Annotated in this window: 18 protein-coding genes; 11 read left to right on the top strand and 7 right to left on the bottom strand. The window is 34.5% G+C overall.

The window, feature by feature from the left end; translation table 11 throughout:
* Window positions 1-75: 75 nt before the first annotated feature.
* On the top strand, window positions 76-888 hold the full coding sequence (locus tag ACE01P_RS05215) for a hypothetical protein (protein WP_379695015.1): 813 nt from the start codon (window positions 76-78) through the stop codon (window positions 886-888).
* Between the two features lie 68 nt (window positions 889-956).
* Here ACE01P_RS05215 and ACE01P_RS05210 read toward each other — a convergent pair whose 3' ends face one another.
* Window positions 957-1,217, bottom strand: coding sequence for a SemiSWEET family sugar transporter (locus ACE01P_RS05210; protein WP_379695013.1), 261 nt, complete (start codon window positions 1,215-1,217; stop codon window positions 957-959).
* Window positions 1,218-1,386: 169 nt separating this feature from the next.
* Complete coding sequence (locus tag ACE01P_RS05205; RefSeq protein ID WP_379695011.1) at window positions 1,387-2,232, bottom strand: SDR family oxidoreductase; 846 nt, start codon at window positions 2,230-2,232, stop codon at window positions 1,387-1,389.
* 392 nt (window positions 2,233-2,624) lie between these two features.
* Here ACE01P_RS05205 and ACE01P_RS05200 point away from each other — a divergent pair, with 392 nt between their 5' ends.
* From ACE01P_RS05200 to ACE01P_RS05180, 5 genes are all read left to right on the top strand, one after another.
* Complete coding sequence (locus tag ACE01P_RS05200; protein ID WP_379695009.1) at window positions 2,625-3,845, top strand: response regulator; 1,221 nt, start codon at window positions 2,625-2,627, stop codon at window positions 3,843-3,845.
* A 12-nt stretch (window positions 3,846-3,857) separates the two neighbouring features.
* A complete protein-coding gene (locus ACE01P_RS05195) occupies window positions 3,858-7,424 on the top strand; it encodes a response regulator (protein WP_379695007.1) in 3,567 nt (1,188 codons plus the stop codon).
* 72 nt (window positions 7,425-7,496) lie between these two features.
* Window positions 7,497-7,808 carry a response regulator gene (locus ACE01P_RS05190; RefSeq protein WP_379695005.1) on the top strand — a complete coding sequence of 104 codons (312 nt, stop codon included), beginning with the start codon at window positions 7,497-7,499 and terminating at the stop codon, window positions 7,806-7,808.
* A gap of 7 nt (window positions 7,809-7,815) precedes the next feature.
* The gene (locus ACE01P_RS05185; protein WP_379695003.1) at window positions 7,816-8,628 is read left to right on the top strand and encodes a CheR family methyltransferase; all 813 of its coding nucleotides are present in this window, start codon (window positions 7,816-7,818) and stop codon (window positions 8,626-8,628) included.
* A complete protein-coding gene (locus tag ACE01P_RS05180) occupies window positions 8,607-9,200 on the top strand; it encodes a chemotaxis protein CheB (RefSeq protein WP_379695001.1) in 594 nt (197 codons plus the stop codon). The genes ACE01P_RS05185 and ACE01P_RS05180 overlap by 22 nt, the downstream gene beginning before the upstream one ends.
* Before the next feature lie 61 nt (window positions 9,201-9,261).
* Here ACE01P_RS05180 and ACE01P_RS05175 read toward each other — a convergent pair whose 3' ends face one another.
* Together ACE01P_RS05175 and ACE01P_RS05170 are read right to left on the bottom strand one after the other, a co-directional pair.
* A complete protein-coding gene (locus ACE01P_RS05175) occupies window positions 9,262-10,026 on the bottom strand; it encodes a porin family protein (RefSeq protein ID WP_379694999.1) in 765 nt (254 codons plus the stop codon).
* Between the two features lie 12 nt (window positions 10,027-10,038).
* Window positions 10,039-11,157 carry a hypothetical protein gene (locus tag ACE01P_RS05170; RefSeq protein WP_379694997.1) on the bottom strand — a complete coding sequence of 373 codons (1,119 nt, stop codon included), beginning with the start codon at window positions 11,155-11,157 and terminating at the stop codon, window positions 10,039-10,041.
* A gap of 304 nt (window positions 11,158-11,461) precedes the next feature.
* Between ACE01P_RS05170 and ACE01P_RS05165 the strand changes: the two genes are divergently transcribed.
* The 5 genes from ACE01P_RS05165 to ACE01P_RS05145 all read left to right on the top strand — a co-directional run bounded on the left by ACE01P_RS05165 (window position 11,462) and on the right by ACE01P_RS05145 (window position 20,018).
* A complete protein-coding gene (locus ACE01P_RS05165) occupies window positions 11,462-11,785 on the top strand; it encodes a DUF6660 family protein (RefSeq protein WP_379694995.1) in 324 nt (107 codons plus the stop codon).
* Window positions 11,786-11,893: 108 nt separating this feature from the next.
* Window positions 11,894-15,019 (top strand): efflux RND transporter permease subunit, encoded by a 3,126-nt coding sequence (locus ACE01P_RS05160; protein WP_379694993.1) that lies wholly within the window; start codon window positions 11,894-11,896, stop codon window positions 15,017-15,019.
* Window positions 15,020-15,258: 239 nt separating this feature from the next.
* Window positions 15,259-16,419 carry a TolC family protein gene (locus ACE01P_RS05155; RefSeq protein WP_379694991.1) on the top strand — a complete coding sequence of 387 codons (1,161 nt, stop codon included), beginning with the start codon at window positions 15,259-15,261 and terminating at the stop codon, window positions 16,417-16,419.
* Window positions 16,420-16,421: 2 nt separating this feature from the next.
* Window positions 16,422-17,693 carry an efflux RND transporter periplasmic adaptor subunit gene (locus ACE01P_RS05150; protein WP_379694989.1) on the top strand — a complete coding sequence of 424 codons (1,272 nt, stop codon included), beginning with the start codon at window positions 16,422-16,424 and terminating at the stop codon, window positions 17,691-17,693.
* Between the two features lie 324 nt (window positions 17,694-18,017).
* Complete coding sequence (locus ACE01P_RS05145) at window positions 18,018-20,018, top strand: heavy metal translocating P-type ATPase (protein WP_379694987.1); 2,001 nt, start codon at window positions 18,018-18,020, stop codon at window positions 20,016-20,018.
* Between the two features lie 62 nt (window positions 20,019-20,080).
* Here the strand turns inward: ACE01P_RS05145 and ACE01P_RS05140 are convergent, their stop codons facing one another.
* The 3 genes from ACE01P_RS05140 to ACE01P_RS05130 form a co-directional block, all read right to left on the bottom strand.
* The gene (locus ACE01P_RS05140) at window positions 20,081-20,485 is read right to left on the bottom strand and encodes a tautomerase family protein (RefSeq protein WP_379694985.1); all 405 of its coding nucleotides are present in this window, start codon (window positions 20,483-20,485) and stop codon (window positions 20,081-20,083) included.
* Between the two features lie 37 nt (window positions 20,486-20,522).
* Entirely contained in the window at window positions 20,523-21,809 is a 1,287-nt protein-coding gene (locus tag ACE01P_RS05135; protein WP_379694983.1) for a DUF6624 domain-containing protein, read from the bottom strand.
* A gap of 65 nt (window positions 21,810-21,874) precedes the next feature.
* Window positions 21,875-22,525, bottom strand: coding sequence for a VOC family protein (locus ACE01P_RS05130; RefSeq protein WP_379694981.1), 651 nt, complete (start codon window positions 22,523-22,525; stop codon window positions 21,875-21,877).
* Window positions 22,526-22,599 lie beyond the last annotated feature (74 nt).

Here is a 22,599-nt window from a genome sequence, read left to right as displayed (position 1 = left end):
GAAATAAGTTAACAACCAGGGTTAGTTTTTATAAGTAAATAAAGTACTGACCGTTTTGATAAACCAAACTGTACGATGAAAAAACTTTACTTAAATACTGGAAGCTTTGATGCTGTTTTTAATAATCTAAAAGAGAGTTTTGGCGGAAACTTAAAAGTCAGTGCCAATGAATACAAATTGACAATTAAGTCAAAATGGGCAAAAGGAAGCATTTCTGGCGTTCGTTTTGAAAAAGAAATGACTTACTTGAATTTTGATTTGACTTTCAATCAAGAGATTAGTTTAAGTATCGAATCGAATCCGTTTGCGCCTGTGTTTTTTGCTTATTGCGAGAAAGGAAATGTTTTGCATAGTTTTGGTGCCGATGGGGCTACTCATTGTCTTAAAAAACAGCAGTCGGGTATTATGAGTAATTCTTCTACGATTAATAGTGTATTGTATTTTCAAGGCCACCAGCAAATTCAATTCTCCATAATTGGAATGCCAACAACAATTGAAAATGAGGAAACTGAGTTTGTTTCTCAAGTAAAAAAAATATTTACGAGCAATTCTGGAAATTACATTTATATAGGAGATGAAAATCATAAAATTGAAGAGAAATTTCAGGAGCTTAAAAGAATTCCAAATCAAGGAGCACTTCGTTATGTGTTAATGAAAAGCATTCTTCGTGAAGTTTTAGAACTAGAGATAGCGCAACATAGTTATAATTATTTTACTTCGTTTGAGCCTATTTTGAACTTTGCAGTAAAACAATTAAGCGAGATCAAAAAGCTATCTCATATGAAATTAACCGCAATTACAGCACCAGTACAGTTTTTAAAACGAAACTTACAACCTCGAAAATACCAATTGGAATTAAAAACATACGACCAAAAATTAGCTAGCTAGTAAGCATACCATATTCTTCACCTTCAAAAAAACAGCTTCAATCGAGCTGTTTTTTTCTTTTTATGACTTTATTCTTTTTCGTAGTAAATAATGAAATAAACCATAATCAGATTTAAAACTAAAGAAATGCTATTGGTTAGAATAATCGGAAGATCTTTTTTTAGAATTCCATAAACAATCCACATCGCGATTCCGAACGTTAAAATACTGAACATTCGAAGCGAAATTTCTTTTACTTTCTTGGTTTTCCAAACCTTTAAAATTTGCGGAATCGTAGATAATGTAATGCACGCTCCAGCGAAAAGTCCGATGATGTCTATGAAATTCATTTTTTTTGTTTTTAAGGTTCAAAGGTTGAAAGGGACAGAGGGACAAAGTTTTTTAAGATTCGTGTTTGTCATTCCGTCGTCCCTCGGAATGACAAACTTGATGCTTAAAAAATAAGCTCAAAGTAAAAAACTTTGAACCTTTGTTACTTTGCAACTTTGAACCTTTAGATTAGCCCACCAACTCCCCGCCATTAATATGAATAAATTGCCCAGTAATATAACTGCTATCTTCAGAAGCCAGAAAAACATAAGCAGGTGCTACTTCTGAAGGCTGTCCGGCTCTTTCCATCGGATTGTCTTTTCCGAATTCAGATAATTTATCAAAACTTGCTACGATTAAAGGAGTCCAAATAGGACCAGGAGCAACGCCGTTTACCCGAATTTTCTTTTTAGCCAACATGGTTGAAAGCGAACGAGTAAAACTCACAATTGCGCCTTTTGTACTCGCGTAATCGGCCAAATGTTCGCTTCCGCGAAAGGCAGTTACAGAAGTCGTATTGATGATCGCATCGCCTTCTTTTAAGAACTGAAGCGCGGCTTTAGTAACATAAAAAAACGGATAAATATTGGTTTCAAAAGTCTTATGAAGTTGAGCGTTTGTTATCTTCTCAAAATCATTTTGCGGAAATTGTATAGCAGCATTATTCACCAAAATATTGATGTTTTTAAAAGTCGTTTGGCATTTTTTTATCGCTGCACGACAAAACTTCTCATCCTTCAAATCACCGCTTATCAAGAGACATTGCTGACCTTCTTTTTCAATCATTGCTTTAGTTTCTAGAGCGTCTTTATCTTCTTTCAAATAAACAATAGCAATATTGGCGCCTTCTCTCGCAAAATGCACGGCAACACTTCGTCCAATACCGCTGTCGCCTCCAGTAATAAAAGCTGTTTTTCCTAACAATTTACCGCTTCCAACATAATTCTCTCGAATGATTTCGGGTTCAGGCGTCATCATATGTTCATTTCCGGGAAGATTTTGTTTTTGTTCAGGGAATGTTGGTTTCTTTTTCATGATTCTCTCTCTTTTAAACTTTTGTATGCTAATTAAAATTAGCTGATAACTAAAATTTTACTTGTCTTGAAAGAAATTTTGTTTGCCTCAATCAAAAGAAAAAACAGAATTGTGTATGAAAATACATTCATTTGGCAAAAAGGTTGAAATAATAAGAAATATCTAATAAGCTAACAATCATACATTACATCAAATCTGATGACAAAAGATGGGAATTTTGTAACTATTTACGGTTTAAATAAAAAACCTCCCCGTTAATTTTTTTATACATTTGAGAATTTCCGCGCCATTTTTTAACAGCTCATTTTGCAATTCATTAAAAAAAATAGGAAAATTTTTATGTTTTATTTTAAAGTAATTATTTTGATTTACAACCGATTTAGCTTCCCGACATGGTATTAATTGTAGACGATATAAGAGCGAATATTATTGCTCTGAAGAAAACATTGGAACTGCATAATATCGATGTTGATAGTGCCGAATCTGGAGAAGAAGCTTTAAAAAAGATTTTAAAAACAGATTATTGTTTGATAATCATGGACGTTCAAATGCCTGGACTTGATGGCTTTGAAGTGGTAAAAATCCTTTCTGGAAATATACGTACAAAAGATATTCCTGTCATTTTCCTTTCGGCTCTTAATACCGAGAAAAAATACATCTTCAAAGGTTACGAAACTGGCGCCGTCGAATACATTACAAAGCCCGTAGATAGCGATTTACTGATACTAAAAGTAAAAACCTTCATTAAAATCTACGAACAGCAAAACGAACTTAAAGCGATTAAAGACCTGCTTTCTAAAGAAATAAAAATTAGAAAAGAAGCTCAGGACAATCTAGAAATCAAAATTGCAGAAAGAACAAAAGAGTTGGTTCAAAAAAATGAAGAACTCGAACTTCGGAATCACGAATTACAACAGTTTTCTTGGGTTGTATCCCACGATTTAAATGAGCCGATTAGAAAAATTCAAATCTTTATCAAAATTATAAAAGACCTTTACTTAAAAGCAGACGACAAAGCAGTTGATTATGTTGACCGAACGATAAAATCGGCAGAAAGAATGCAGACTTTAATTACCGATCTTTTGGCTTATTCAAGACTTTCTGCTCAAGTAAAACCTGAAAAAACCGATTTAAATGTGGTTTTGCAAGAAGTATTGGGCGATTTTGATTATTTGATCGAACGCAAAAACGCTACGATTAAAACCAACGAACTTCCAACGATTGACAGTATTCCGAGTCAAATGCGTCAGGTTTTTCAAAATCTGATCGGGAACGCTTTGAAATTCTCTGGAAATGAAGATAAGCCAGTAATAGAAATTACTTCTGAAATTATTTTAGACAAAGCAATCGATAGTCCGACTTCTCCAGAAGGAAAATTCTGCAGGATTATGGTAAAAGATAACGGAATTGGTTTTGACGAAATTTACTTAGACCGTATTTTCATTATTTTCCAAAGTTTAAATGACCGACAGTCTTATGAAGGAACAGGAATTGGACTGGCAATTGCCAAAAAAATTATAGAAAAACATAACGGATTAATCACTGCTAAAAGTAAACAAGGCGAGGGGGCAAGCTTTATTATTGTGCTTCCGCTGAAATACGAATTAAAATAATTAAGAAAATATATGAACGGTAATTTTAAAAGAAATTTATTAATTAGTTCGCTAGTTTCACTTTTTGTACTTACAATTAGTTCCGTTGCTTCGTTTGTAAGTATTAAAAGTCTCTTAAGCAGCAACTTTTGGGTAAATCATACTCAAGATGTAATTTACAACTTGAATGAAGGTTCGTCAATTATTACCGAAGCTCAAACAAGTATGAGAGGCTATTTGCTAACTGGCGACGAGCAGTTTGTAGAACGTTTTAATGATGCTGAAAGAAGATCAAATAATTATTTTGAAAAGTTGGATGAGCTCACATCCGATAATCCTTCGCAGACAAAATTATTGGAAGAATTACGTGTTAAACGCTCAGGTTTCTTTAAATATTTAAACAATCAGATTGTAAAAAAACGTTTAAGCAAAGAAACGCTGATTTTTAATTTGAATGAAGGCAGAAACATGATGAACGAAATGCGAGCGATCATCAAAAAAGTTGAAAATACAGAACAAAAGCTTTTGGATGAACGTAACTCAAATTCAGAACGTTATGGTAATTATAGTTTAGCTTTAATTGTTGTTGCTTTCTTTATTGCTTTTCTTATTTCTATTGTTTTCCTAATCAGAATTCTGAAAGATTACAACGAAAGAACTTTGTTGCAGCAGGAATTAATTAAAAAAGATAAAGAAACAGCTGATAGACTTCAAGTTATTGGTGGAATTGCAACTCAAATTTCTAAAGGAAATTACGATGTTCAAATCGATGACAGAAAAGCTGATACATTGGGCGCACTTGGATCTTCGATTCATGAAATGAAAGATTCGTTAAAAACTTCTTTCGAATTATTATCTCAAAAAGAATGGCTTCAATCGGGAGTTGCAGCTTTGAATGATAGAATGTTGGGCGAAAAAACGATGCAGAAATTATCTAAAGATGTTATCGAATTTTTGTGCCAATATACCAATAGCAGTGCGGGAGTTTTGTATGTTGTAGATGGCGAAGAAATGACCATTTCTGGCGGTTACAGCTATATTCCAAGCAAGAACAGAGAAAGAATTAGAAAAGGCGAGGGCTTGATTGGTCAGGCAATTGTTTCTGGAAAAATGTTAGAATTAAAAGCACTTTCGCCAGACGATATTCAAATTAATTACGCTTTAGGCGAAATAAAACCAACTCATATTGTGGCGCTTCCGCTAATGGATTTTAAAGTGGAAGGAGCAATCGAGTTGGCTAGCATTTACGGCTTCTCGGTATTGCAATTGGAGTTTTTAAACTTGGTTGCGAATAATATTGGAATTGCGCTGAAAGCGACTCAAAACCGTAAACGTGTTTTAGAACTTCTTGAAGAAACAAAATCACAAGCAGAAGAATTGCAGATTCAGCACAGTGAATTGGAAGCGATAAACGCAGAATTAGAAGCGCAAACCGAAAAATTGCAAGCTTCAGAAGAAGAACTTCGCGTACAGCAAGAAGAGTTGGAACAAACGAACGAAGAGCTTTCAGAAAGAAGTGTTTTATTGGAAGAAAAAAATACAGAAATTCAGAAAAAATCAGAAGCTTTAGAATTGACAACTCGTTACAAATCAGAGTTTTTGGCAAATATGTCGCATGAGTTGAGAACGCCTTTGAACTCGATTTTATTATTGAGCCGTCTGCTTTCTGAAAATAACAATCAAACGATGAACAATGAAGAAATTGAATTTGCAAAAGTAATTCAGAGTTCAGGAAACAGTTTGTTGGGATTAATTGATGAAATTTTGGATTTATCTAAAATTGAAGCAGGTAAAATGGATTTGGAGTTCTTGGATGTTTCGACAAAAGAAATCACAGATACGCTTTATAATTTATTCCATATCGTTGCTAAAGAGAAGAATATCAACTTTGAAATCATTGCGAAAGAAGCGCCAATCGTTATTAAAACAGATAAAATGCGTTTGGAGCAAATCTTGAAAAACCTGATTTCAAACGCGATTAAATTTACAGAAAAAGGAACCGTTAGCCTTGAAATTAAAGTTAGCGATGACAACGATAAAATAATCTGTTTCATTGTAAAAGATACCGGAATCGGAATTCCGTTAGAAAAACAACCGTTAATTTTTGAAGCTTTCCAACAAGCAGACGGTTCAACTAAACGCAAATATGGAGGAACTGGTTTAGGATTATCAATTAGCCGTGAATTGGCAAAATTGCTTCGAGGAGAAATTGTATTGCATAGTAAAGTAAATGAAGGAAGTTCGTTTACGCTTTGCCTTCCAGTTTTAGGAATCGCAGTAAACAAAATTTCGGTTAATAGAATAGAGGAAGAAGAAGTTTTTGAAGAAGTTATTGAAAACGGAGATAACAAACCAAAATACATCAGCGATGTTGTTCCGGCTGAAATTGAAGACGACAGAGATTCGATTGAAGAAGGCGATAAAGTAATCCTCATTGTAGAAGACGATATTAGTTTTGCTAAGTCATTATTGGCTTTTACACAGAAAAAAGGCTACAAAGGAGTTGTTGCTGTAAGAGGAGATTACGCCTTGAATTTTGCTTTAATTTACAAACCAATCGGAATTTTATTGGATATCGAATTGCCAATTAAAAGCGGTTGGGAAGTTTTGGAAGAATTGAAGAATAATTCGCAAACCAAGCATATTTCGGTTCATATCATGTCATCGCACAAATTGAAACAGGAAAGTTTGCTTAAAGGAGCTGTAGATTTCTTAGACAAACCAGTTGCTTTCGACAAAATTCCAGAAGTTTTTATGCGCATCGAGCACATCATCAATAAAGAATCGCAGAAGGTTTTAATTATTGAAGATAATCCGAAACATGCAAAAGCTTTGGCTTATTTCTTAGAAACGTATGATATCAATTCGGAAATTAAGAGCGAAGTTTCTGCAGGTTTATCCGCTTTAGGAAAACAAGAAGTAGATTGCGTAATTCTAGATATGGGAATTCCAGACAAGCAAGCATACGAAATTCTAGACGGAGTTAAGAAAAGCCCAGGATTAGAAAATCTGCCTGTAATTGTCTTTACAGGAAAAAGTTTGTCTATAAAAGAGGAACTTAAAATTAGAAAATATGCCGATTCTATTATCGTAAAAACGGCACATTCGTACCAAAGAATGCTCGATGAGGTTTCGCTTTTCCTTCACTTGGTTGAAGAAAAGAAAGAAGGAAATAACACGAAGGAAAACCACAAAAAGCTGAATTCGCTGAATAATATTTTATTTGAGAAAAAAGTATTAATCGTAGACGATGATGTACGAAATATATATTCGCTTTCAAAAGCTTTAGAAGCCTTTAAAATGACTGTAATTACGGCTTTTGATGGAAAAGAGGCTATTAAAATTTTAGAAGAAAATACAGATACAGACGTGGTATTATTAGATATGATGATGCCAAACATGGACGGTTACGAAACAGCTGAAAAGATAAGAAGTAATCCGAAATTTCTTAACTTAGCTGTGATTGCGGTTACAGCCAAAGCGATGACAGGAGACAGGGAAAAATGTATCAAAGCGGGAGCCTCAGATTATATTACAAAACCTGTCGACGTCGACCAGCTTTTATCGTTATTGCGAGTTTGGCTGTATGATAAAATCTAATACTTTTAAAATCTGTAAATGGAAAAGAAACGTATATTAATAGTAGATGACGATTCTAGGAATATTTTTGCTATGGTGAATACACTAAAAGCAAAATCTTATGACTGTGTCTCTTGTTTAAGTGCCGAAGAAGCACTAAAAATTTTAAAAGAAGACTCGTCTATAGATGCGGTTTTAATAGATATGATGATGCCAGAAATGGATGGTTATGAGGCGATTCCGCTTATAAAAGAAATTCCTTCGCAAGAATCTACATTGGTGGTTGCCGTAACGGCACAGGCCATGGCAGGAGATAGAGAGAAATGTATAGAAGCTGGAGCGGATGCCTACATCTCAAAACCAGTTGATGTAGATAAATTACTTCATATTTTGGGAGAAATTTAGATGAATTATGATTGAAGATATTGAATTAGAAACTCTTATAAATGATGTTTACGAATATTATGGTTTTGATTTTGGAAGTTATTCCAGAGCTTCACTTAAAAGACGAGTAAGCCGGGTTTTTTATTTAGATGGATTTAAACATTTTCATGAATTTTTATCTAAAGTCCGCACCGATCCAGAATATTGCAAAAGAATGATTGACGAAATTACGGTTAATGTAACCGAGATGTTTCGCGATCCGTCATTTTATCTTACACTAAGAAAAGAAATCCTTCCGCTATTAGCGACAAAACCTTTTATCCGTATTTGGCATGCAGGCTGTTCTACGGGAGAAGAAGTGTATTCGATGGCTATTATGTTGCAAGAAGAAGGTTTGCTGCATAAATCGATATTATATGCAACTGATATAAATGCAACGGTGCTCGAAACAGCCAAAAGCGGAATTTTTCCGTTAAGGATGATAAAAGATTACGCAGACAATTACCGTGATGCAGGCGGACAACAGGATTTTTCAGATTATTATATTGCCAATTATGGTTTTGCAAAGTTCAACGAAAATCTTTCAGAGAAAATGGTTTTCTCACAGCACAATTTAGTTTCAGACACTTCGTTTAACGAATTTGATCTTATTTTGTGCCGAAACGTTTTAATTTATTTTGATAATAATTTGCAAAAAAGAGTCGTTAATCTTTTTGACGACAGTTTGGCTGTTCTAGGCTTTTTAGCGCTTGGAACAAAAGAAACTATAAAATATTCTATATCTCCAACCAAATACAAACAGTTTGAAAGAGAAAAAATATGGAGAAAAGTACGAGAATAACAAATTGTAAAGCAGTTATAATTGGCGGTTCGGCAGGAAGTTTACAGGCATTATTGCAAATTTTGCCTTTTGTAGAAAAACCTGTTTCTTTTGCCATTATAATTGTAGTTCATAGAAAAAACTCAGACGAACAAACCTTAGAAGATTTAATTGCTTTAAAATCGCAAATCATAGTAAAAGAAGTAGAAGATAAGGTAAAACTGGAACCAGGATTTATCTATATCGCTCCGTCTAATTATCATTTATTGTTTGAAAAAAATGAAACGCTGTCTTTAGACACTTCAGAAAAAATAAACTACAGCAGACCAAGTATAGACGTCTCTTTTGAATCTGCTGCAGAAATATATGGCAATCATTTGATCGGAATTTTACTTTCGGGTTCCAATTCAGATGGAACTATCGGATTGAGAGCTATTCAAGCAAATGGCGGAATAAGCGTTGTACAGAATCCACTTTCTGCAGACATGCCTTTTATGCCTAATAATGCTATTTTGCATACCACTCCCGATTTTGTTTTAACCACAGATGAAATTCTTCAGTTTATAAAAGAAATTAATATTGCTGATTTTTGATTTCAGATGGAAGAAATAAAAAATCGTTAATCCTCAGTCTAAAATCTTCAATCAAAATCTCTTAATTTTTTTCATCTTCAGGAACAATTACTTTATTGAATTCAGCTTCTTGTTCGGCTCTTCGTTTTGCTGCTTTTCCTTTACCAATAGGAATTCCAGCAGTAATATACCAAGATCTGTTGAATTGATTATTTGGTCCGTCGCCTTTCATTACGGTAACAAGACCATGATAATACTGAACGGTGAAATTTAAACCATTCCCAACATTTAAATGATATCCAGTTCCAATTGCAAGACCGGCATCAATAACGTGAATTTGATCTCGAATGTTTTTTTTGTAAATAACATCGTCATTGTTTATTTCCTTTTTAAACTCGTCAAAAGCTTTTGCTAGCAAACCAAATTGAGGCCCAGCTTTAACGTAGATATTATTTTTGAATTGGTATTTAATCAAGATCGGAACATTAAAATAACGAATTTCACGATTTACGCTTCCGCCCGCAAAAGTATTGTCCAGATTTTGATCGTTTAGAGAATAAACCGGAATATCCTGCGCTCCCATAGGCGATTTTACAATCACTCCAGTATTGATCATCCAAGCAGGATTTTTTCTTGATTTTAAGTCAAAGTAAAAACCAAGATTGAAACCCGGATTTGTAGCAGAAGATCCCATGTTTGAAATGGTAGAAAAATTGACACCACCTTCCAAACCAAATTCTAGAAATTCCGAGTTGAGTTTATCTCCAAAAATCAAGGAAATCAAAACTTGCGATTGCGCCGTAGTAATACAAAAAAAAGTGACAAAGATTAGAAAACCTTTTTTCATACAATTGCTAAATTAAAGTCCAAAACGGTACTGAAAACTGCCTAAAACCTGAGTACGACTTCCTAAGAAACCACATTCAGCACGAAACATAAAATGTTTATTGAATTGATATTGCGAACCTATAATAAAGTTCCACATGTCTTTTGGTCTTTTTTGTAAAGAGTATTGCACAGAAGAATCTGCACCTCTTGCTAACGCATCATCGAGAGTTCCTAAAATAGTTCCAGCACTTTCCAAAGCTCTATTAGCAGTATTGTGTTTAGCAATGTTTGAAGGTTTTTTTTGTTCAGCTGGCGTTAAGCCATTCCACCAACTATCTACCTTGGTTTGATTTTCATCAACTTTGGCTAGACCGCTGTCAACTTTAGCTTGTGCATTATCTAGATTGATGAAATCAGCAAGAGGTAAATTTCCATTTGTGTCACCATTAATATGAACTCTAAAGGCACCGACCCATCCTGTAATTGTTCTTTCTTTTTGAAGTTTAAAAGTCTTACCTAATCTTGGTCCAAAGACATAAGAAAATGCAGGTTTGTCAAGTGAGCTAATATCAGTCCATGCCATATTCATGTCAAGTGCCAACCAGCCTCCGCCAATACCAATTGTAGGAGTCATACCAATACCAAAAGTCGTAGCGTCAAAATTGGCTTGAGTATTGAATTTTGCAACTTCCGACCAATTATTGTCGGCATCAGGAATCCAGATTCCAGCATTGATTTTGGTAGCGGTATTTGCTTTTCCAAAGATTCCGTAAATATTTAAGAAAGGAAGAAGCCAAATGTCAGGTCGAATAGTTAATGCACCAGCTTCTACATGCGATTTATCAAATCGTACAATTTCATCCAGATTGTACATAGGGCCGTTATTGAAACCAACTTGAAGATTGTTGATCACAATTTCTGAATCCTGCCAAAAATAATTGACAGATATTCCGGCTGAATAAGGAAGTTTATAACCTTTTTTGGCTACTTTTTCTCCCCAGATAGGAAGAGCGTATGGGTATTCTTCTGTTTTAAGACTGTCTTTTAACTGTTGATTTTTTTCTCCTACAATTTTATCGGTATAAACCTGTCCGAAAATCTGTATGCTGAAAAATAATAAAGAGGCTGATATTAGTGTCTTACATTTCATTGATTAGAGTATTTAAAATTAATTAATAAACTGCGAAAAATAAATTGTACTAATGTGCTTAAAGAAATCTCTGCTTATTTTTTTGGCGTATAGAAAAAAGTGTTTTTTAGGGTTAAAATTATGGACTTAAAGAATTGTTAATTATTGTTAAAGTTAACGAAATTTTCTTACGTCCGACAAAATTTTTAAAGAAAATAAAAAAACTATTAAAATAATATTCAGATAGTTACGGCATCTTTTATTTTTAAGATTATCAATATCAGTTGAGGTAGAAAAATTAAAAATAAATTGTACTTTTACAGCTGTGAAATGGATAACAATCATATTGTCGATTTACCTGATGGCGCTTTCCAATATGCCGTGTGCAGATATGGAAGTAAACAGCGCTATGCACAAAACAGCTCAGTTTGCATCAGAAGACAATCATTCGCACGATAAAGACAATGATTTATGTTCTCCATTCTGTGCCTGCAATTGCTGCGGTGCACAAGTTTTAAGTTACCATTCTGCTGTAAGTTTCGAATTTCCTAAAGCTTACACTCAAATCTCAATTTCTTTACCCAATTATAATTCCGTTTTTATTTCCGATTTCTTTGGAAGTATTTGGCAACCTCCTCAGATAGCATAATGATTAAGCCTGTTCGATAAAAGTCGAAAACGGGCGAGAGAGTTGTGGACTTTCCACATGTTTACAGGCAATTTAATTGTCTAATTTCTCACGTCATTATAAATTCAAATGTTAGATAAAATCATACAGTTTAGTATACGAAACAAATTCGTTATACTATTATTTACCCTTGTGCTTATTGCTTTGGGGAGTTATTCGCTTAAGAAATTACCTCTTGATGCACTGCCTGATATTACCAATAATCAGGTTCAAATTATAACGACTGCGCCAACTTTGGCAAGTCAGGAAGTGGAGCAATTAATTACTTATCCGCTAGAAAGAGCTGTAAAAACAGTTCCTAATATTATCGAGTTACGCAGTATTTCCCGTTTCGGATTATCAGTTGTAACCGTTGTTTTTGAAGACGAAGTAGATATTTACTGGGCTCGCGAACAGATATTTCAACGCTTAAAAGAAGCCGAAGAAAACATTCCAGATTATGTAAATTCTCCCGAATTAGCGCCAATTTCTACAGGATTGGGAGAAATTTACCAATATGATGTTTACGCCAAAAAAGGTTACGAAAACAAATACAGCGCAGTGGAACTGCGAACCATTCAAGATTGGATTATAATTCCGCAATTGCAAGGTATTAAAGGTGTTGCGGAAGTAAGCACTTGGGGTGGAAAATTGAAGCAATTCGAAATCGCGGTAAATCCAAATATGCTTAATAGTTTGGGCGTTACGATTACCGAAATTTTTGATGCTTTAGAAAAAAACAATCAAAATACGGGTGGCGCTTATATAGAAAAAGATCAATACACCTATTTCATTCGCGGTGTCGGAATGGCAAAAGGTGTAAAAGACCTTGAAAATGTCGTTGTAAAAAACAGAAATGGTTCGCCAGTTTTGGTTCGAAATGTAGCGCAAGTTCGTGAAGGCATTGCGTTGCGTTACGGAGCATCTACAAAAGATGGAAAAGGGGAAATCGTTTCAGGAATGGTTTTGATGCTGAAAGGAGAAAACTCAAGCGCTGTTGTAAATCGTGTTCACGAAAAAATGGCTCAAATCAATAAAAGCCTTCCAGAAGGAGTTGTTGCCGAAGCCTTTATTGATAGAGGGAAATTGGTAGAAAATTCTATTAAAACTGTTGCTAAGAACTTATTAGAAGGCGCTTTAATTGTGATTTTCGTTTTGATTTTGTTCTTAGGGAATCTTCGTGCGGGATTAATCGTTGCTTCAGTTATTCCGCTGGCGATGTTATTTGCTGTTATTCTGATGAATGCCTTTGGCGTAAGCGGAAACTTGATGAGCCTAGGCGCCATAGATTTCGGAATTATAGTCGACGGAGCCGTCATTATTGTTGAAGCCACAATGCATCATCTGCAGAAATTCAAAAACAAAAAAGAATTGACGCAGGAAGAAATGGATGAGGAAGTCTATAATTCGGCTTCAAAAATCAGAAATAGTGCTGCTTTTGGTGAAATTATCATCTTAATCGTTTATTTGCCAATTCTAGCTTTAATTGGAACAGAAGGAAAAATGTTCAAACCAATGGCCATGACAGTTGGTTTTGCCATTATCGGAGCCTTTATTCTTTCGCTGACTTATATTCCGATGATGAGCGCTTTGTTTCTTTCGAAGAAAACAGAACACAAAGAAAACTTCAGCGACCGTATGATCGCGTGGCTGGAAAAGCGTTATACGCCTTTATTGAAAAAAGCTTTAGAGTTTAAAAAAGTAGTGCTTTCTATCGCCGTTGGATTATTTGCTTTAGCGTTTATTATTTTCCAAAATATGGGAGGTGAATTTATCCCAACAATTGAAGAAGGCGATTTGGCAATCAACGCGACAATTATGACTGGAAGTTCGCTTACGCAGATGGTTGAAACCACGACTAAATACGAACAGATTTTGAAGGCCAAATTCCCAGAAATTAAAACTATCGTTACCAAAATAGGAAGCGGTGAAATTCCGACCGATCCAATGCCCATTGAAAGCGGGGATTTGATTATTGTTCTAAAAGACAAAAAAGAATGGAAAGGCAAATACCATAATTGGGAAGAGTTGGCGAATGCCATGAAAGAAGAAATGGAAATTATTCCAGGAGCGAATATCGAAATCTCTCAGCCAATCCAGATGCGTTTTAACGAATTAATGACAGGAAGCCGATCTGATATTGCAATCAAGATTTTCGGTGATGATTTGGAAATTTTAGATGCAAAAGCAACAGAATTGATTTCGAAAATAAAAGGAATCGAAGGAATCGGAGATTTAAAAGCCGATAAAGTAACGGGATTACCGCAAATCACAATCAAATACGATTACGATAAAATCGCCCTTTACGGATTGAATATTTCAGATATCAATCAAATCATTCGTTCGTCTTTTGCGGGAGAAGTTGCGGGTAAAATTTACGACGAAAGCAAACGATTTGATGTTGTCGTTAGAATGGACGAAAACAATCGTGGCGATATTACGGATGTCAGCAATTTGTTTATTCCGCTTCCGAGTGGTCAGCAAGTGCCACTTTCGCAAGTCGCTTCTGTTGAATACGAACAAGGTCCTGTACAAGTCATCCGCGAAGACGGAAAACGAAGAATTACAGTTGGATTAAACGTTCGCGGAAGAGATATTAAAAGTGTTGTTGAAGAAATTCAGGCAAAACTGGATAAAAGTTTCAAACTTCCTGCGGGTTATTATGTAACGTACGGCGGACAATTCGAAAACTTGATAGAAGCTTCAAAAAGGCTTTCAGTTGCTTTGCCAATTGCTTTGGGACTGATTTTAGTTTTGCTGTATTTCACTTTCAAAAGTGTCAAACAGGCGTTATTAATTTTTACAGCAATTCCCTTATCAGCAATCGGAGGTGTTTTTGCGCTTTCGCTGAGAGGAATGCCGTTTAGTATTTCGGCTGGAATTGGTTTTATAGCCTTATTCGGAATCGCGGTTTTAAACGGAATTGTTCTGATTTCGTATTTCAACCAATTAAAATCAGAAGGAATTTCAGATGCGTTTCAACGAATTATTATCGGAACTAAAACACGTTTACGTCCTGTTTTAATGACGGCTGCCGTAGCTTCATTAGGATTTATGCCAATGGCGTTGTCAACAAGCGGCGGAGCAGAAGTACAAAAACCTTTAGCAACCGTAGTAATCGGCGGATTAATCTCAGCAACGTTATTGACCTTAATCGTTTTACCGATTTTGTATTTACTGTTGGAGAAGTTTAAACGTGGTAGAATTAGTCAATGAGAAAATTTGATAATTAGATAATTTATTAAGTGATGTAAAAAATATTTTTCACGCAGATCTAAACAGATTAAAGCAGATTTAATATTGATTTTATAAATAATAATCTGCGTTTATCAGCTTAAATCTTTTTAAAATCTGCGTGAAATAAAATTATAAAAATGAAAAATTCAATATATATAAATCAATTGAAAAAGCTTTGCTCCCGATGGCTATCGGGATTGCGGTTAAGTACGTTTCTATTGTTCACAATCTTATCGCAATCGCAAACTAAGATTTCTTTAGAAAAAGCAATAGAACTTGCCAAATCAAACAACATCGACTTAAAAATTGCAGATAAAGAAATTGAAAAACAAACCGTTCTTAAAAAAGCAGCTTTTCAGCCAGATCCGCTTCAGGTACAATATCAAGGAGGTCAGTTCAATAGTATCGATTACGATCATAATGTTTCAGTGCAGCAGTTTTTTCCACTAGGAAACATTACAAAAGCCAACCGACAATTGCAGGAAGAATTGGCAAAACTAGCCGAAAAACGAAAAGCATTGTCTTCGTATGAAATCGAAAAAGCGGTGACATTGGTGTATTATCAATATTTGTATGGCGTTTCAATTCAGAAACTCAATTCAGAACTGAATGATATTTATACGAAATTTCTAAAGAATGCCGAACTGCGTTTTAAAACTGGAGAAAGTGGCAACATTGAAGTTATCAGTGCTAAAGCGAAAGTAAAAGAAATCGAAACGCAGAAAGCGCAATTAGAATACGATTTGGCAATTTATCAAAAGCAATTGCAATTTTTCATTCAGACTGATGAAAATATTGTTCCTGATGCGAATACTTCTTTGCAATACACTTTTATAGAAAATCAGCAAAACACAAAAGTTGAGACTTTAATAACCGATTTATATCAACAGCAGATTTCGGTTTATCAAAAAGAAGCCGGAACTTTTAAAGCTTTGCGTACGACAAAAGTTGGTTTAGGATATTTTGCTCAGACAATAAATACAGAATCTTTGTTTCAAGGATTTACGGCTGGATTACAAATTCCTTTATTTGGAGGAGTAAATACAACAAAAGCAAAAGCAGCAGAAATCAGTATTTCGCAATCGCAATTGGCTTTAGATAAAAATAAAATGATACTGAATTTGCAAAGAGAAGAATTGCAGAATAATTTCGAAAAACAGCAGCAAAATTTGGCTTATTTCCAAAATGAAGGATTGCTATATGCCAATCAGATTATTGAAACTGCCCAGAAAAGTTATGCCAATGGCGATATGAGTTATTGGTCCTATATCAGTTTTTTAAATCAAGCAATTGACATTAAAAAGCAATTTGCAGAGGCAACGCACAGCTACAATCAAAGTGCGATCGAACTTCAATTTCCAACTATCAAAAACAATTAAAAATGAAAAATATATCTTATTTAACCGTAGATTTAACCGCAAAATTCGCAAAGGAAAAGCGAAAAGAACGCAAGGAAATTAAACTTGGCGTGCTTTGCGTAATCTTAGCGCTCTTTGCGGTTAGCTTTCAAAGCTGTAACGAAAAGAAAACCGAGGAACCACAGGAAGAAGAAAAATCATTGACAGAAGTTGCTTTAAAGACTTCTCAATACAAAACAGTCGGAATTGAAACGGGAATTGTTGAAGACCGAAATCTCAATAAAATCATCAAAGCAAACGGTTACACTACAGTTCCTCCACAAAATTCAGCTGAGGTTTCGACTTTGATTGGCGGAACGGTAAAAGACATTTTTGTTTTGGAAGGAACATTCGTAAACAAAGGAAAAGTTTTGGCAACCATTCAAAATCTGGAAGTTATCGGAATGCAGGAAGATTATCAGTCGGCTGTGGCGAATGTGGAATATCTGCAATTGGAATACAACCGCCAGAAAACGTTGAGTGATGAAAATGTGAATCCGAGAAAGACGTTTCAGGAAGTTAAAGCCAAATTAGCAGCAGAAAGAGCCCGTGCGCAAGCAGCAAAAAACAAATTAGATGCTTTGCATGTCAATACAAAAGGAACGACATCGGTGGTGCCAATTGTTTCACCAATAAATGGTTATGTTGGAAAAATTAATATTGCGAAAGGCGCTTTTGCCAATACAGGAGTTTCTCTTTTTGAAGTGGTTGACAACAGTCAGATGCATTTGGATTTGAATGTGTACGAGAAAGATTTAGGATCGATTTCGATTGGTCAGATAATTGATTTCGTATTAACGAATCAATCCAATAAATCAATTAAAGGAAAAATTTTCGGAATCAATAAATCTTTTTCTAACGAAAGTAAAACCGTTGCCGTTCACGCCAAAATTGATCCCGCAGATGCAAAAGGATTGATTCCAGGAATGTACGTTTCGGCAAATATCAATATTGTAAATGCAACAGTTCCAGCTTTGCCAAAAGATGCCGTAGTTCGAAATGCAGATAAATATTTTGTTTTCATTCAGGAAGAAGGACACAATGAAGAAAAACACGATCACGCAGCAGGAGAAAAAGAAGAAGCTCACGAAGAAGAAATTCATTTTAAAGCTGTAGAAGTAATTCCAGGAACAACCGATTTAGGTTTTACAGAAGTGAAATTTGTAAATGATGTTTCTGCTAATGCTAAAATTGTAACGAAAGGTGCGTTTTATCTGCTTTCAGCAATGAAGGGGGGAGGAGAGCATACGCATTGATTTTTTTAAGACGCTAAGATTCTAAGGTGCTAAGATGCTGAGTTTTTTTCTCATTTTATGTCATTTCGACGAAGGAGAAATCTCCACAAGTAGCTCCTTACAGAATATCACTAATCTTTGTCGAGTTTCTAGCGGAGATTTCTCCTTAGTCGAAATGACAAATATTTCGGTTAATAATAATTAACAAAAAAAACTTAGTGTCTTCGCGTCTTTGTGGCAAAAAAACGATACAAATTGCTTAAATTTAGGACATATTTTAAACAAAGTTTTAGAAGACTTTAAACCTGTCCCGATAGCTATCGGGATTAAACTTGAAACTCTACAATGATACATCAAGATAAAGAAGTAAAAAGTACAAAAAATAAAGCCAAACCTTCCTGCTGTTGCTCACATGACGAGCCTGCACATTCTGATAATGACGGGCATGATCACGGAGGGCACGACCACGAACACAATGTAGAAGGAGGGCTTTTTAAACTATTTCTACCATCAATAATATCGTTTGTTTTACTGCTTATCGGAATTGGTTTTGATAACTATTTTCTGCAAGAATGGTTTACAGGATATATTAGAATTATTTGGTACGCAATTGCATATCTTCCCGTTGGAATTCCGGTTTTGCGAGAAGCTTACGAAAGTATTGTAAAAGGAGATGTTTTTTCAGAGTTTTTCCTAATGTGCATAGCGACAATTGGTGCGTTTGCTATTGGTGAATATCCTGAAGGTGTTGCTGTTATGCTATTTTATACAATTGGAGAAACTTTCCAAGGAATGGCAGTTAACAGAGCCAAAACGAGTATTAAAAAACTTTTGGATCAACGTCCCGATGAGGTTCATATTTTAGAAAACAATGTTGCCGTAAAAGTCAAAGCTAAAGACGTTCAAATTGGAGCCATAATTCAGCTAAAAGCAGGAGAGAAATTAGGTTTGGATGGAGAATTATTATCAGATTCTGCATTTGTAAATACCGCTGCTTTAACAGGCGAAAGTAAACCAGCGACTAAAAAGAAAGGCGACCCTGTTTTAGCCGGAATGATAAACGGAAATGCTATTATTGAAGTAAAAGTTACAACAGCTTACAGCGACAGTAAATTGTCTAAAATTCTGGAATTGGTTCAAAATGCCACTGCCAAAAAAGCGCCTGCTGAATTGTTTATCAGAAAGTTTGCTAAAATCTATACGCCAATTGTGGTGTATTTGGCAATTGCAATCTGTTTGATTCCGATGCTTTTTGTAGACAATTATGTTTTTACTGATTGGCTTTATCGAGCTTTAGTTTTTCTAGTTATTTCTTGTCCTTGTGCGTTGGTTATCAGTATTCCGTTGGGTTATTTTGGCGGAATTGGCGCAGCGAGTAAAAACGGAATCCTGTTTAAAGGAAGTAATTTCTTAGACAGTATTTCGACGATTCAAAATGTTGTAGTTGATAAAACAGGAACGATGACAGAAGGTGTTTTTAAAGTTCAGGAAGTCATTATAAAACCTGAATTTGATAAAGACGAAATTTTAAAACTGGTCAATGTTTTAGAAAACAAAAGTTCGCATCCTGTGGCAACGGCAATCCATAATCATGTTGGAACAATTGATTCTTCGGTAGAATTGAAAGACATTGAAGAAATTTCGGGACATGGATTAAAAGCTACTCACAATGAAAAAGAACTGTATGTAGGTAATTTTAAATTGTTGGATAAATTCAATATTTCGTATGATATAGATCCGTCTACAATAGTTTACACCACAATTGCAATCGCTTACGGAGGTAAGTTTGCAGGTTATTTGACAATTGCTGATGAAATTAAGGAAGATGCGAAAGAAACCGTTTCTAAACTAAAATCTTTAGGTGTAAAACTGACTATGCTAAGCGGTGATAAATCGAATGTTGTTCAGTTTGTTGCTGATAAACTCGGAATCACAAAATCTTTTGGCGATTTGCTTCCAGAAGATAAGGTCAATAAAGTCAACGAAATAAAAGCCAAAAACGAAACGATTGCCTTTGTTGGCGATGGTGTAAATGATGCGCCTGTAATTGCTTTAAGTACAGTCGGAATTGCAATGGGAGGTTTAGGCAGTGATGCTACAATTGAAACAGCCGATATTGTAATTCAGGACGATAAACCAAGTAAAATTGCAATGGCAATTAACATCGGAAAACAAACTAAAAAGATTGTTTGGCAGAATATTATATTGGCTTTCGTTGTAAAAGCTTTTGTTTTAATTCTTGGCGCAGGCGGACTCGCGACAATGTGGGAAGCCGTTTTTGCTGATGTTGGCGTGGCACTTTTGGCAATTTTGAACGCTGTGAGGATTCAGAGAATGAAGTTTTAAATTAGTATTTTAAAATATATAAAAAAGCCCAATTCATTTATTGTGAATTGGGCTTTTCTTATTTAGAGTAATTTCTTCAAATGTTCTGGTTCCTGAATTTCGCCGTTGCCAAAAGACCAGTTTTCCAGACCATTATTTTCAAGTAAAACGATGATGACGTTATTGATTGTAATTTCTGTTGAGGTGCTAATTTTTGATGCTATTTGCTGATACAATTTTTTCTTTTGCTCTAATTTTCTTCCTTGTCCTGCAGTTATTTGCACATAAATTATTTCTTCAGAATGCGAAATTCCCAAATAACTTTTAGGATATTTTATCTGATGCGATTCTAATTCTTCAATAACATGAAAATAGTCATCTGAAGGAATATGAAATTCTTCAATTAAAGATTGATGGACAGCTTCTGAAATATTATTTTTAGTTTCTAGCGAAAGTTTTTTAGGCAAACTGATTCTTACGAAAGGCATTTTTATTCAATTTTAAATCTCAGCTAAAAGTACAATTTTATTGAACTTCACTCACCATATCTTTCCATCTATTTTCAGAATAGAAGTTTTGAAATTCTGTATTGGATAAAAGTTTTTTAAAGTTTAAATCGCCTCTAAGATGGTTTAAACTTAAAAAATCTAAAGAAATGCTTCGATATTGCTCTTCATTTGTTTGATTATAAATTTTAGCGAAAAGTTCTGCCGCTTCAAAGTTTTGTGCGCTTGTCATTCCTCCCAAAATCATAGAAGCATTATTATAATTTTCGTAGACATTCTGAAATTCTTTTGTTTTATAATATTTCTTAGCGTTAGCGATAAGATTTAAGGTGTCTTCTGTGTCTTTTTTATCCTTTTTTGAAGCATCTGTCGCAGTTGGAAGCGTATATTTAAAACCATAATTTAGCGCATAAATATTTAAAGGAAGAAGTCCTAAAGCGGTTCGTCTTTTATCGGTTTCATTCTCTTTTATAATTCCTCTAAAACCTGAAGCTTCACCATTTTGTGTCCAATTTACTTGCGTTCCGTAAAGTTGTTTGTAATTCAAATTGCATTGAACTCGATCATACAAAAATGCATAATTTTCCAGATCAAGTTCTTTTGTGCCTTTTAATTTTTCCATTTCATGCAAAGCTTTTTTCTGAAACAGAATATCTTGATCAGAATGCTGTACAATGAGCCAGAAATTATGTGCGCCATCTTTTCCTACTTGAGAAATTTTCGGCCAGCCGTGATTTTTCAAAATTACTTTTGCTGTCGAAAGATTTTTAAAATCCAATTCGTTAATCTTCTGCTGTAATTCGTTTAATTGAGCTGGAGCTGAAGTCTGAATTTTAGAATATCTAATTTTCTGATCTTCAATTCCCATTACAATAATTTGCTTTCTAAGTTCAGGAAGTTGCAATGTCTTTTCGTATTCTTTTTCCTTTAAACTTGCTTTTTGTGCTACTAATTTCCATTCTTCGGAATAATTATTTCGAACAAAATCAAAATAAGGATCTATGAATAATTGGTCTGCTTCAGTCCATCCTTTCTCTAGCGACAAATTTAAATACAGAAATGCTTTTGTTTTATTTTCGTCAAGCGAATACATTCCGGCCATTTTATAAGCATTTAAAGCATCAGGTTGTTGTATTGAAAACGCCTTTTCTAATTTTGGAATCGCATTTTTGAACTCTTTTTGAAGATGTAATAACGAAGCTTCAGCAATTAAAGCTTCGTAAGCAAGATTGTTTTGTCCTTTAGAAGTATAAAAAACAAATAAAAAGAAGACAAACGCATATCGTTTTAAGCATTTTAAAATCATTTTCAGAACTTTTTTGACAGAATGAAAATACAAATTATATTTTTATCTGTCTGATATAAAATGATTTAAAAATCCAGTTCAATCAGATTTTCATTGTTTTCCAACGATATTTTTACCGGATTACTTTCAGAAGGAATCTGAGTTGGATACCAATTTCTAGTCGGCTGAACCAGAATTAATAAGCCTTCATGATCGCCAATGGCAGAGAATTTATCTGTATTTGTGTTTTGAGAAAAGAAATGAAGTCCGTGTTCTTCAATTAATTGATTTCCTAATTGTAACGGATTTTCAGTAACAATTCCGATTTCGCTTATGCTTAAAATAGAAGCAGAGTTGAATTCGCCAACTTGCTCATTATTAAGATCATGTCGGGCAATGAATTCGAGTAAATTTCCGTTGTGATCAAAGAAATAAATAGAATGCGCATTCCAATTTTCGAAATTAGTAACGACGCTTTTGTCTTCTAAAACAATTAATTCCACTTTGCCTTTGCACCATTCAATAGCTTCTTCAAGCTGATTTTCAGGAATATTAAAAGCAAAATGATATATAGAATTAAAGTTAGAGTCTTCGACAAATTTTAAAATGGAAGTTCCTGCCTGAAATGTTATCGATTTCGAATCATTTTCCAGAATGAAAAGTCCGAAAATGTTCTGATAAAATGCTTTTGTTTTTTGAATATCGTTTGTTTTGATTTCTATTTGATCTATTCTCATAACTGTAGTTTTTTATAAAAGAAAAGCTTCTTTTGAGTGATAAACAAATTTAAAAAATGCTAGTGTTATTGGGA

The sequence above is a fragment of the Flavobacterium sp. HJSW_4 genome (assembly GCF_042436695.1).
Lineage (GTDB): Bacteria > Bacteroidota > Bacteroidia > Flavobacteriales > Flavobacteriaceae > Flavobacterium.
The sequence above is the reverse complement of the archived record's forward strand: the minus strand, read 5'-3'. Positions and strand labels throughout refer to the sequence as shown.

Bases quoted from the DNA above. Each gene is read 5' to 3' on its own strand.
- ACE01P_RS05130 (WP_379694981.1), bottom strand. From the start codon at position 22,525: ATGAGAATAGATCAAATAGAAATCAAAACAAACGATATTCAAAAAACA.
- ACE01P_RS05180 (WP_379695001.1), top strand. From the start codon at position 8,607: ATGGAGAAAAGTACGAGAATAACAAATTGTAAAGCAGTTATAATTGGC.
- ACE01P_RS05190 (WP_379695005.1), top strand. From the start codon at position 7,497: ATGGTGAATACACTAAAAGCAAAATCTTATGACTGTGTCTCTTGTTTA.
- ACE01P_RS05185 (WP_379695003.1), top strand. From the start codon at position 7,816: ATGATTGAAGATATTGAATTAGAAACTCTTATAAATGATGTTTACGAA.
- ACE01P_RS05175 (WP_379694999.1), bottom strand. From the start codon at position 10,026: ATGAAAAAAGGTTTTCTAATCTTTGTCACTTTTTTTTGTATTACTACG.
- ACE01P_RS05140 (WP_379694985.1), bottom strand. From the start codon at position 20,485: ATGCCTTTCGTAAGAATCAGTTTGCCTAAAAAACTTTCGCTAGAAACT.
- ACE01P_RS05150 (WP_379694989.1), top strand. From the start codon at position 16,422: ATGAAAAATATATCTTATTTAACCGTAGATTTAACCGCAAAATTCGCA.
- ACE01P_RS05210 (WP_379695013.1), bottom strand. From the start codon at position 1,217: ATGAATTTCATAGACATCATCGGACTTTTCGCTGGAGCGTGCATTACA.
- ACE01P_RS05145 (WP_379694987.1), top strand. From the start codon at position 18,018: ATGATACATCAAGATAAAGAAGTAAAAAGTACAAAAAATAAAGCCAAA.
- ACE01P_RS05215 (WP_379695015.1), top strand. From the start codon at position 76: ATGAAAAAACTTTACTTAAATACTGGAAGCTTTGATGCTGTTTTTAAT.
- ACE01P_RS05170 (WP_379694997.1), bottom strand. From the start codon at position 11,157: ATGAAATGTAAGACACTAATATCAGCCTCTTTATTATTTTTCAGCATA.
- ACE01P_RS05195 (WP_379695007.1), top strand. From the start codon at position 3,858: ATGAACGGTAATTTTAAAAGAAATTTATTAATTAGTTCGCTAGTTTCA.
- ACE01P_RS05135 (WP_379694983.1), bottom strand. From the start codon at position 21,809: ATGATTTTAAAATGCTTAAAACGATATGCGTTTGTCTTCTTTTTATTT.
- ACE01P_RS05205 (WP_379695011.1), bottom strand. From the start codon at position 2,232: ATGAAAAAGAAACCAACATTCCCTGAACAAAAACAAAATCTTCCCGGA.
- ACE01P_RS05200 (WP_379695009.1), top strand. From the start codon at position 2,625: ATGGTATTAATTGTAGACGATATAAGAGCGAATATTATTGCTCTGAAG.
- ACE01P_RS05160 (WP_379694993.1), top strand. From the start codon at position 11,894: ATGTTAGATAAAATCATACAGTTTAGTATACGAAACAAATTCGTTATA.